This window comes from uncultured Streptococcus sp. (genome assembly GCF_963521865.1).
Taxonomy (GTDB): domain Bacteria; phylum Bacillota; class Bacilli; order Lactobacillales; family Streptococcaceae; genus Streptococcus.
Map to the genome: position 1 here is coordinate 1 of NZ_CAUQWY010000016.1, position 11,407 is coordinate 11,407.

Sequence of the window (11,407 nt, forward strand, 5' to 3'; positions counted from 1 at the left end):
CGCTTTTAATCTCAACGATACCATATTGAGTGAACGGCATAATAGATAAGTCGCAATTCACAGAACCACTCTTAATATCCGATACATATTTAAGCCTTGCTCCAGCCTCTATCTTTCCTGTATCAGTAACATTGTAGTCATTCTTAGATGTATACGCTCTGTAATCTTTCCAAGTCTGACCGTCATTGTTAGAAATCTGTAACTTGACTGTACCCTCCCATGTGCCGTGCGTTGTGAATTTCCATGATAACTCGGTATCAGTACTAAATGCTCCAACATTGTAATTGATGTTGTTGTAGGTTTTTTCGATAGTCTGTGCTTGCATATAGCGTTTTACTTTTTTCTCTACCACTTCGCCAGCTGACTTAGTATGTACCGCCTCAACGTAATATGCAATCTGAATAACACTACCTACCATATCTTGTGTGAAGAGGTCTTTTGTGGATGTGATCGTATCGCCATTAACTGTCAATGTATGCCCATTGTCCGTGTTGATTTCATCATAAGGTTGTTCAGTTAGCTTATATGTACTCATTCTCCAGTCAGTATCACTATATCGTGATAGCGTTTGAATAGGGTACTTGCCACTACAGATGAACATAACATCACCAGATTGGTTACAATTTAAATCAAACAATATATCGCTAGTGAAAGGAGTCGTAACTTCAATACCGGTATAAATTCCGTAATTCCATACACGAATATATTTGTCACCAAATTCGAGCATGAAAGAATTATTGGTGTTTGTCGTAAATTCAAATAATCGTGTTGGCTTATCACTATATTTAACTTGCCCCACGTATTGGCTGCCTTGACGTTTTGCAACGGCTCCATATGGACGAATAACCACATTCTCCGCTTCCAATAAGGCACTTTTGTATTGCTCTAAATCAAAGCGACTTGAAACATCTGGCGATACTTCACCAGTTGTAAACGCTAGCTGTGATATGTATATCGGATTACTCATTACCAATCCCTCGCTTTCACGTAGCTAGATATATATACTGTATCTTGTTTACGTTCCTTTGCGTTCATTCCTTTAGCCTCTTGAACTGCTGCTTGATACAATTTGTATGCTTGGTCAAACAATCCTCTATCACCAGTCAGTGGCATAGCTAATGCGCTAGCCAGTTTACACTGCAGCATATACAAGGATATAGAATCCCAAACGTCTAAATCTGTCACGTCATATATATAATCAATGAATGCTAGTGGCACATCGCTCACTATACATTTTTTGTTATTTCCAATATTAAATATGTTGTATTCCGGTTGCGATTCAGCATGGAAGCGATCGCCTTGTGGAATTACACCTAAAATGCGGATACACTTTTCAGGGTACGCATATACATAATTCCACCCATTAATTTTATGAGCGGACAAAACTAATCTTTCATTTTTGCGAGCAAAATTCCATTCGAATTGTCGCAATACCAACTGTCTAGTTGAGTCATATTGCATGCGGCATTGACGGCCTTGCTCAGTTTCTTCTTCAAGCGAGTAAAGCAACCCTGCATTAATTAGTGCAAGTGCTTGATTACAGATGTCAGTAGGTGTCATATTTCCCCCTATATGGTAATAGAGGGATGCATAAGCACCCCTCATATTGTCACTTATTCTTCCGTAGTATCGGTTTTCTTTTTGTTTGTTTTCTTAGGCTTTTCATCTGGTGGATTTTCATTGCCTGTATTGTCACCTTCAGTATTCTCATCTGGTGGATTTTTGTCACCCTGTTCTGTTTTAGGAGGCTGAGTTTCAGTAGACGGTTCTTTGTCTTTAGCCTTAGATTTTGTGTTAAAGATTTTTGCTACTTCATCTTCGTTACCAGAGAAAAGCTGTTTGAAATAATCAGGCTCAAATTCTTTAATTTCTTCTTCAGAGAAATTAATAGTTTCACCTTCTTGAATTAATCCACGATTACCATGGTACATCATTACGTTAGCTGTAAAAATCATAGTCTCACCTCTTATTTCAAATTCACACCATCTGTTAAGAATGATGTAATCGTAGCGGCAGTCATATTATTCGCATTGATGCGAATAAACTTTTTAGCACCTGCAGGAAGTCGACCTTTGTATTCTGTGCCAGCTTTAGAGTTCTGTGGCAATGTAATTCCGGTTAGCAATACAGCATCAGCCATATTTTCTTTATCAGAAGTGTAAACATTAAATAAAGGCGTACCCGTAACATCTTTATCTAAACGAATATACAACCATAAAGCAACGGCAGCATCGCCACCGTTACCATTCATCACCACGTCAGAATTTGTATTTGCAGTGATTTCTTTTTTCCAAAAGAATGTATTTTGAGTATCAATAATCATTGAATTATGTCCCTTTCTTTACGCAATAACACGAGATTCAGTGCTTAACAATGCATCAATTTTACGAACTGGCACACCGTTTGCACGAGTAACAAGTTTACCCATTTCCATATCTTCAGTGATAGTGGAACCATGTTTTGTGTTCTTTTGCAAACGTAAGAATGTACGCAATGTACGGTTCATATACCAAACTGGACGAACACCACCAAGATTAGGAATACGTTCTTCCGCTTCAATCATTAAGTTGATAAGATCTGCACCGGCTTTAGCATCATTTGTCAATTTCGTAACATCGATGTTAGCAATACGAACGACATTTCTCCAGTCACGTACAGTTAAACCAACATCATGTTTAAAGTGTGTACGATATGCCTCGAACATGGAGCCATCTTCTTTAGTAACAGTAACAACACCTTTATCTTCTTGGTGCAAGCCTGCTGCAGAACCTTCAGGATAAATGCCATGAACGGACAAAGGACCCCAACCAACAAGCCAAATAGATGCCAAGTTACTTGTGCCACCTGCATCAAGAATATTTTCTGCACTTGCTGCCTTCTTAATATCAAGAGTATTGAAGCGAGGAGCCAAGCCAATGAATTTTTCTGGCGTATTTTCATCGCCATAGAAGATTGTACGACATAATTCCTGCCCCATGGATTCAACGAATGCTTTATCTTCAGTTGCACGGAAGGATGCTTTATCTTTGGATTTATCAACAAGCGCTTTATCAGTTTGCGAATATGCTTCAAGCATACCGCAATTATCGGTAATTTGACGTGTGGAGGATTTAGACGCTTGAACACCGCCATATAATTTACGCCATGTAACATCTGGTAAACCAGTACGTACAGTCGTTACAAAGCTAGACCCTTGGTTACATTCGACCATCGTCATATCTTGAATGATTTCAGTGGATTGGTCCAATTGCTCAATAATTTGAGCGACATTACCATTAGGATCCATTCGTTTTTGCAAATCTAAAAGTGTTAAATTTTGAGTTCCAATTGTAGCCATTAATTATTTACCTCATTTCTTAATACATAGATGGATACATTTTTCGTTTTGCTGTTTCTTCATCAGAATTTTGACCGGTTCCAGCTTGTCTTGTACCTTTACCCGGGTCTTCCTGAACCATTTCACCAACGGCCGCAAATACCTTAATCATGTTGATATTGTTGTCGATGTGACTATCAACAAGTAATTGACGTAATTCCGGTACCGCTTTAGTTAGTGCTTCGATGCCTTTGCCTGCAAGCGCTACAGTTTCATCGAATTTACCGCCTAATTCCTTTTTGGCGTGTTCATAATCCGCTTGTTGCTTTTCAACAATTGCTTGTTCTTGCTGCTCTTGATAAGCGGTCAAGATATTCTGTGCGTACTGACTGCCAAACTTGGCTAGTTCAACAGCCTGTTCCTGTGTAGCACCGACTTGGTTAAGTAATTTGCTGAAGTCAGCAGATACAGCTTCATCAAGTTCAGTACCTTCAGGAAACACGGATTTGAAATCATAAACTGTTGGTTCAGCAGGTGGCGTATTATCACCGCCTAGTACAGATGGATTACTACCTTCAGCATTTTGGTTAGCAGGTGGTTCAGTAGGTGGCGTAGGATTATTTTGGTCCGGATTCGCGCCCGGTTCATTGCCAGTCATGTTATTGTTAGCACCCATATTGTCATCAGCCATTTTGTTTCTCCTTTTCGACTAAATTATTAAAATATTCTTGTTGCCCGATATATTCGAGCTGCGCTTGATGGTACTGTTTAACGCCATCGGTGCCTAATTTAACTAGGTCCTTATGGAATGACAGCCCTATCGAACGCCTTCCTTCGTTAAAATACGTCTCACTATTTCCAGTAAACGATTGCTTTAAGATGCCCGAGCGGTCCATTAGCCTACAAAAAAACCACCTACCTAGCTCTGTGCTAAGTACGTGGTTAAGCGCTTGCATATCTCGCTCTTGCATATACTCTTTAATTGTTTTCATCTAACTAAACACCGTCCATTCCTAGCCACTGCTGTAATGCAGGATTGCCATCATTGGCGGCATCTGTTGCTTGCTTGGCCGCACTAGCCATTTGAGGTGCTAGTTGAGCCGCTTGCATTAACTGCATTTGCTGTTCCTGTTCAGCCTGTGCCTGTGCTTGTTGTGCTAAGATTTCTTGATATTCATCATCAGAACGAATAATCTTAGCCGGAACACCGAGATTTACACCGTATGTATTGGCCGCTTCCTCAAAGTTGAACTTGTTGACGATATTAGGATTAGCTTGTGCCAAAGACATAATAAACGCAAAATACTGTTCGATATTTACCAATGAACTCATCTTTTGCGCTTGGGCAAGTGGTGAGATATATTCAATCTTCACTTCTTGACCGTTTAATTGGTCTAAGAGTTCCTCATCATCAACAGGTGGAAATACACCGGCACGATCTAGTACCGAATACACACGTTCAATGATTGGATTTAAGAATTCAGATAGCAACCGTTCAACAACAGGACCTAATTGCTGTAATTTTTCTTGAGTGCGTTCCATAACTTCACGAGCCGTCATCTGACCCTTGTCGATTTGGTCTAACATCAAGAATAAATCCGCACTATAGGCTCTCTTGATTGAATCCTCTGTTACTGCAATCTTATTTTGAATATCCTGTAAATTAGACTGTACTGCAAACATCGGTTCAACTTTATGTTGCCCCTCAATCTCTGTAATGCCACCCGGATACAAGTTAACCGTACTGATAACATCAGATGGTGCTTGCATAGGAGGCTTAACACCCAATTCAACAGCTGTTAGATAATCGAATTCCAACTTCTGCAGCATTTGTGAATCTGGTTGCGCAAACCATGCGGCACCCTTACCGTAACCATTCAAGTCCATCGACGTATGCCGAGCGATTGGAATTGGCCATTCCTCAAAACCGCCATGATATAACACTTCATCACTATTGCTGCCTTCAACCCAATAAATGGACGAGTATGGCATATTGCGACGTCCTAACTTATCCTTACGGTCTTTGTTAGGCTCAACAAACCAATTGACTATGAATGATTGTTGCAAGCTATTTCCGTTATCGTAAATATTCTTTATGTTATCCGGACAATTTTCATACCCGAACTGTTCGACAATCTGATCAACTGTCATTTTGTATTTACGGCCAAAAATATTTACGATTTCCTTGCTGTTAGTGCTAATAGCATAGGTACCTATCGGATACGATGTGAAACGAACACCAGATTCACTATCAGCAAATATTCCCATAGGAGCCTGTCCCATGGTTAGTTCCATGTAAACTTGGTGAACTACGCTGTAGAAATTAGATTTAGCAAGAACCGCATACAAGATTTCCTCTCGTTCATCCAATAATTCAGCGACTTGGCTATTAGCTGCTACATCGATGTTCTCCATGGTTAGCTTAAACCATTTACGGCTTGGTGGAGTAAGTCCGCTCATAACACCACTGGCAAATATTTGGCAACTTTCCCAAGCTACAGGGTTTAGGATTTTACCATTGTAAGGTTCAGATTGGTCTTCTTCACCATCAAATTGACCAATAAACGGCAACTGATAGTCACGCAACTGCTTCCACTTATTTACATATCGTTGCTGCGCATTAAATAGCTGAGAGAATTTCTTTCTCAACTTCGTATAATCACGCCTAACAGGCTTAACGGCCTCCGTAGGTTGTCTAGCCAGTAAAGATTCCATTTCCGCCATGCTATCCCCCTAAAATTGATTTCTGGCCGCCCATAGTCGGGCCTAAGATAGTAGATTCAAAGCCACGTTTGAATTTACGTTTAGTTTCTGCCATTTCCTCACCAGTCTGATTACTCATATTCGTTTGAACAGTTGGAGCTGGAGCAGGTGGTGTATAGTTAGCAGATGCACTCTTCATACACATCTTTATTCCTCGCTTTCTAACAAATTAAAAAGGACTGTAACTTGTATTAGCTACAATCCTATTGCCTGTTTCGCTTTTTTTAACGACCCGCGCAGCAAAGGTCAAGGCGAGAGCGTCCCCTTTATTCGGAGATGGCAACCCTCGGTCTTTCATATCTTTTTTACTTTCAAGCTGAATGCGACCATTCTTATCAATGATCGCTTCAGGCCCTACGATATCATCGTATAAGGCTTGGTCATTTGGTGGAATAGAACCACCCTCACGGAGCCATTCTTTCATCTGTCCCCACATGTAGGCTCTCATATTGAGGTATACAGGGTCATTACTCTTACCGCCAAACTCAATTAATCGCCATTTGCGCCCTAATTGCTTACCGATAGAATATATTCCTGTACCGTACCCCATATCAATGAATACAGCATCAGCTTTGTATTCGTCCTCGAACTGAGCAATCAGTTGAGCCATGCGCCAATCATCATCATTCTTAGGAATAGATGCAAGCGACTTCATAGAGTAACCTTGACGCATTACTATTTCTAAGGAGTCTGAACCAGTCCACGCAGGATCCACACCAATGATTACAGGTAGATGTTCAAATGCTCCCGGCTTATAAGATTGTTTTTGTGCTTTGTCAGCAATTTCAGTAGAGATGAATTGCAAATCCGATGCGGAAGGGAACACACCACGCACACGAACTTTGAAGAAGTCGGAATCCTCACCGTAAGCCTCTAACCATTCTTCAATCTTAGCTTTGTTAGATATCTTAACGGTTCTACTATCAATCTGATATGTATTCCAGAACTTTCTATATTTTCTAAAACATTCACGGAACCGCCCACTATTACGAGTAGGGTTACCAAATGCACACCAAATAATTTCCGTGTTAGCATCTGTAAGAGCCCCTTCAGTTACTTCCCAAATGACATCATCAATAGCAGAGGCTTCATCAAATAGAACCAATATCCGATTACCTTGATTGTGAAGACCGGCGAATGATTCAGGAGAATTCTTACTCCAAGGAATAGCATCAATACGCCATGTTTTTTCGTAGTCTTTATCACTACTGAATATAGCTGTTGCCGTATACGTAAATAAATCTTTAGCAATGAACATATTGTGCCACTTACTAAGCTCTGGCCATGTTTTTGTTCTGAGCTGGCCTTCTGTATTAGCAGTTACTACGCCACGAGTATTCTCATGAGTAGATATGGCAAAATGAATAAGCCATGATATCAGTGCTGATTTACCGATACCATGGCCAGATGCTACCGCTTCTTGGATAGCAGTTTGTAGGTCTTTGCCCTTCTTTAATTGTTCCCCGATGTCTTTTAAGATTTGTATTTGCCATTCATCAGGCCCTTCCATATCCTCCAATGACGTCCCCGGCTCCCCCCAAGGATAGGCAAAATATACAAACGCTAATGGATCATGTGTAAGAGCGCCTAATGCCTCTATTAATTCATCATGTTTTTCCATTAGCTTTCTCCCGTGCAGCTTTCAATTTATCCATAGCAGACACCGTAAGCTCACCTTTGACATCGATATTTTTAGTATCTCTCCACTTTTCAGGATTACGGTTTTTCAGCCAGAATATTTGAGCCGTAACATCCGGAGGCTGTTGTTTCTTTACAACTTTAACAAGCTTTCCATTCTCGTATGTTTTCTCTTCATATTCGTAACCTATAGCACGTTTATGTAATGCATTTTCAACTTCAAGGTCAATGACTTCCTTCCCTCTTTTAAGGGACTGCAAAAACTGCGGCGAACTCTTTTTCCAGTCGTATAAAGATCTAATTGAAATACCTATATTTTTTGCTATTTGCTCATCAGTAAGGCCATCACGAGCCCAACCTTCTGCACGTAATAAATTATCAGGGTCAGTCAACCAGTTTTTTCTATTTACTCGCAATGGATCATCACCTCACTTTAATGTATTACCGCCCTTGCGAATCATCTTCCCATTTTTCCTTACACATAATCCGCATGAATTTTTGCTAGCGCTTGAATGCGTAATATAGGATTGACATAGGCCATCATAAAATATTTCATTGGCCGTACATATTCCGTTTTTATTATTCAAGCATTTGTGCTTGATGCAGTGTATTTGTGTCATAATTTTCTGTAACAAAAAAGGCACATCAATTAAGATGCGCCTTTTTGCGTTTGGTACTCTAAATGCTTAGGAGATGAACTCATGTTCTTCCACTTACAATATATCATAGATATAGTGGGCTTAAAAGGTCGATATTAGCCGTTTACCGCCGATTTCCGTCGGAGTTTATATCCAAGCTCTACAAGTGCCAAATTCTTATATTCTTTACCTTGCGATTCACCGTAACCAACAAATGAATATGCTCCCTTAGCAGACATACCATTGATATATTGTTGCATGAGGATAATCGAGCCAACCGTATTAGTTAATGTATCGATCATATGACAAGCATCATCACGTTTAGTCAGTAGTTCATGGATTTGACGTTTATACCTCATTTCCATATTTAGTAGCCGATTAATATCATCTTCAATTCCTGATGGTTCACCGCCGTCTACTCGTTCTTTCCCGTAGTTTACTGCACGTAATGATGTGATATCGCTTTTAATACGTTGGATATTACGCTTTAACGATTTAATCCTCAATGCTGCCTTACTTGCTTCGTGTAGATACTCATATGCCAGTTCACGATATTCTTTTTTACTAAGTTCTATCATAGGACCACCACACAGACAACATTTAAAACAAACAGAATACTACATATCACCATATGCCGTATTTGTGATCTAATAATTTTCTGCAATTGCATTTTATATGCATCAGAAACCATAAAGTGTTTTAATGCAGCAGCTTCACGATAAGAGTAATAGGACATTTTAAAAATAACCACGAGGTAAATCGCCAATAGAATGTTTATAACAACCATTTCATTCATCGGTATCACCTGCTAGTTTTGCATATTTCCAAATGCACGTGTCATCGGCACTATCAACGCTCCATGATGTGCATCCACACAACCAAGTTTTCACAACTCCATTTGTATATCGTGCAAAATATCTTGGTTTCCAAACCACCTTATCTTGGCTAACTAATACAGGTGTATCAACTGGTACTTCCGACCAATCAATAAAACCTAATTCTCTTGCAATATTTAAAACCTCGTTTCCCTTCATTTTAGGAAATATACTTTTTAAACAATTAGCATATTCAAATTTATTACAACTGTAAATATTTATATAACCTAATTCCATATCCACCATAGGCATTCCATTGGTTAAATATAACTCTCCATTATACCGACATGCACAATATCTCCACCCATCATCATATAGTTTTTGCAATAGCCATTTCTTTCCCTGTTCATCACTAATCATAATTTTCTACCTCTCTATAAGTCGTTTCGAATTCATTTATCTCATGAACTTTAATTTTACCTTTATGATCTTTAACAATATAATTACCTTTAAAACATTCGATTCTTCCATCATCTGTTATGATTTCTAATGATGCATTTTCATACCAATCAATACCAATTACATCACCAACAAAATCGACTATTTCCATAATATTAGTACCGTTATATTGCACAGCTTGAATTTCATTAACCCTTTTCTCATATCGTCTAAACACTTTCTATCTACTCTCCTTTTCCTTAAAAAATACTAACCATATTGTTTTCCCCCTGCGTTGGCCAATTATCGGCTCGCTAGGCAATAACCCTTTTACATCTGAAAATAGTACTTGCTCCTCATTCCATTTAAAAATAAGCGTGCCATTTTCTTTGAGCACTCGCCAACATTCTGCAAGACCTTGCTTAATATCATCTTTCCAGCTAGGCCCTAGCGTTCCATATTTAGCTTTTAAATATGATGTATCACCTGCATTTTTTAAATGCGGCGGATCAAAGATAACCAAATAAAACGTTTCATCATCAAAAGGCATGTTTTTAAAATCTGCTACTACATCTGGGTTGACTACTAACTTTCTTCCGTCGCATAGCGTTGTGTCTAAAGTTCGATTATCCATATATAAAGCACTTTCATGCTCTTTATTAAACCAAAACATTTTAGAACCACAACAAGCATCTAGTATTTTCATTGATTATCTTTAATACACACATTTTTAATTTTGCAGTACACATCAATATATGTTTCATTACGATTGCCATTGTGTGTTACTTCGATAAATTCTTCGATAGTCCGACCACTAACAATGGCTTTCCAGTTTTGTAAGGTTTTACAAAATAAAACAATGAACATATTTTCTGGTTCAACAGTTTGATAGCCTAAATTTTCAATCAACACTTTACGAGCTGCTTCAATTGCTTTTGTTTGTAATTCGTACATATTTTTAGTCTCCTTTATCAAATCCGATTTAACGTCTTCCATTCACTTAATGTAAAAGTGGAAATACTATGTTTCTTAGCGAACTCAAATTCGCCTTTACAACCTCGGCTAGATTCCCAATCAGGACACAATACTAAAATGTCACAATGTCCAAGCAGGCTTAAACAGACATCTAAGCCTTTCTGATACTCAGGACCCGTTAGATATACATACCCAAAGTTATGAATTGGGGAAATATAGTCATGATTGGTGTCATTCAAAACCAAATCTCCCATGATCATATCAATCTTTTTACGATTGCTTTCTTTGCCACCATAAGGATGGGCGACATATACTAATTTTTTCTTCATAGCATCAACCTCTCAACGTTTCAATATGTACCCAAATCCCTGTTACTGGATTCCAATACTTTTCTGTAATTTCACTACAGACTTGAGCATCATCATTCCAGTAATTTAACTTGGTCATACAGTCCTTAAATAATTTAATAAGATTATCTGTATCTGGCCGAGTGATTTTCCAATGTGGCGCTTTACAATTCGCTTTACCGAAACACCACTTGGTAACCAATCGAATAGGTCCCTCTAAAGGTTCACTAGGAACATGATCAACTAAACCATCTAAGAATATTTGTTTAGCCTGTTTCAATTTATCGGATTCATAAAAGATAGGCTTACCATGTTGTGTATTCACCTGCTTAGTTTGATGTGTAACAGTAGGAACCTTTTTAAGAGGAATGAAAAATTCAATAATCAATAACCAATCCTCCTTTATTGAGAATTTAATTGATAATAACTAAAACAATTTTCAAAGCCCTTTTGTAATGTAGGGTTCAACCTAAGGGG

General features: G+C 38.7%; 18 protein-coding genes. All 18 read right to left on the reverse strand.

Annotated features, from left to right (window positions below; all coding sequences use genetic code 11):
- A partial coding sequence (locus tag RWO85_RS05645; RefSeq protein WP_314414577.1) for a hypothetical protein occupies positions 1-967 on the reverse strand: 967 nt, incomplete at its 3' end.
- Complete coding sequence (locus RWO85_RS05650; RefSeq protein ID WP_314414579.1) at positions 967-1,560, reverse strand: hypothetical protein; 594 nt, start codon at positions 1,558-1,560, stop codon at positions 967-969. The genes RWO85_RS05645 and RWO85_RS05650, both read right to left, overlap by 1 nt.
- Before the next feature lie 53 nt (positions 1,561-1,613).
- The gene (locus RWO85_RS05655; RefSeq protein WP_314414581.1) at positions 1,614-1,955 is read right to left on the reverse strand and encodes a hypothetical protein; all 342 of its coding nucleotides are present in this window, start codon (positions 1,953-1,955) and stop codon (positions 1,614-1,616) included.
- Between the two features lie 11 nt (positions 1,956-1,966).
- Entirely contained in the window at positions 1,967-2,323 is a 357-nt protein-coding gene (locus tag RWO85_RS05660; RefSeq protein WP_227720740.1) for a hypothetical protein, read from the reverse strand.
- Between the two features lie 18 nt (positions 2,324-2,341).
- A complete protein-coding gene (locus tag RWO85_RS05665) occupies positions 2,342-3,298 on the reverse strand; it encodes a major capsid protein (protein ID WP_314414583.1) in 957 nt (318 codons plus the stop codon).
- Between the two features lie 58 nt (positions 3,299-3,356).
- Complete coding sequence (locus tag RWO85_RS05670; RefSeq protein WP_314414584.1) at positions 3,357-4,007, reverse strand: hypothetical protein; 651 nt, start codon at positions 4,005-4,007, stop codon at positions 3,357-3,359.
- On the reverse strand, positions 4,000-4,308 hold the full coding sequence (locus tag RWO85_RS05675; protein WP_314414585.1) for a hypothetical protein: 309 nt from the start codon (positions 4,306-4,308) through the stop codon (positions 4,000-4,002). Before RWO85_RS05675 ends, RWO85_RS05670 begins: the two co-directional genes overlap by 8 nt.
- A 4-nt stretch (positions 4,309-4,312) precedes the next feature.
- Positions 4,313-6,040: a portal protein gene (locus tag RWO85_RS05680; protein ID WP_314414587.1), complete on the reverse strand. Its 1,728-nt coding sequence runs from the start codon at positions 6,038-6,040 to the stop codon at positions 4,313-4,315.
- Between the two features lies 1 nt (position 6,041).
- Entirely contained in the window at positions 6,042-6,218 is a 177-nt protein-coding gene (locus tag RWO85_RS05685; RefSeq protein ID WP_314414589.1) for a hypothetical protein, read from the reverse strand.
- 30 nt (positions 6,219-6,248) lie between these two features.
- Entirely contained in the window at positions 6,249-7,598 is a 1,350-nt protein-coding gene (locus tag RWO85_RS05690; RefSeq protein ID WP_314414591.1) for a terminase, read from the reverse strand.
- Positions 7,599-7,686: 88 nt separating this feature from the next.
- Entirely contained in the window at positions 7,687-8,133 is a 447-nt protein-coding gene (locus RWO85_RS05695; RefSeq protein ID WP_314414593.1) for a helix-turn-helix domain-containing protein, read from the reverse strand.
- Between the two features lie 338 nt (positions 8,134-8,471).
- Positions 8,472-8,933 (reverse strand): hypothetical protein, encoded by a 462-nt coding sequence (locus tag RWO85_RS05700; protein ID WP_288992400.1) that lies wholly within the window; start codon positions 8,931-8,933, stop codon positions 8,472-8,474.
- Positions 8,934-9,143: 210 nt separating this feature from the next.
- Positions 9,144-9,590, reverse strand: a complete 447-nt coding sequence (locus RWO85_RS05705; protein WP_314414595.1) for a hypothetical protein — start codon at positions 9,588-9,590, stop codon at positions 9,144-9,146.
- Complete coding sequence (locus RWO85_RS05710) at positions 9,583-9,846, reverse strand: hypothetical protein (RefSeq protein WP_314414596.1); 264 nt, start codon at positions 9,844-9,846, stop codon at positions 9,583-9,585. The genes RWO85_RS05705 and RWO85_RS05710 overlap by 8 nt, the downstream gene beginning before the upstream one ends.
- 3 nt (positions 9,847-9,849) lie before the next feature.
- A complete protein-coding gene (locus RWO85_RS05715; RefSeq protein WP_314414598.1) occupies positions 9,850-10,314 on the reverse strand; it encodes an SAM-dependent methyltransferase in 465 nt (154 codons plus the stop codon).
- Positions 10,311-10,562 carry a DUF6275 family protein gene (locus RWO85_RS05720; RefSeq protein WP_314414600.1) on the reverse strand — a complete coding sequence of 84 codons (252 nt, stop codon included), beginning with the start codon at positions 10,560-10,562 and terminating at the stop codon, positions 10,311-10,313. Before RWO85_RS05720 ends, RWO85_RS05715 begins: the two co-directional genes overlap by 4 nt.
- A gap of 17 nt (positions 10,563-10,579) precedes the next feature.
- Positions 10,580-10,912 carry a DUF4406 domain-containing protein gene (locus tag RWO85_RS05725; protein ID WP_314414602.1) on the reverse strand — a complete coding sequence of 111 codons (333 nt, stop codon included), beginning with the start codon at positions 10,910-10,912 and terminating at the stop codon, positions 10,580-10,582.
- Between the two features lie 4 nt (positions 10,913-10,916).
- Complete coding sequence (locus tag RWO85_RS05730; RefSeq protein WP_399553590.1) at positions 10,917-11,318, reverse strand: RusA family crossover junction endodeoxyribonuclease; 402 nt, start codon at positions 11,316-11,318, stop codon at positions 10,917-10,919.
- Positions 11,319-11,407: the final 89 nt, after the last annotated feature.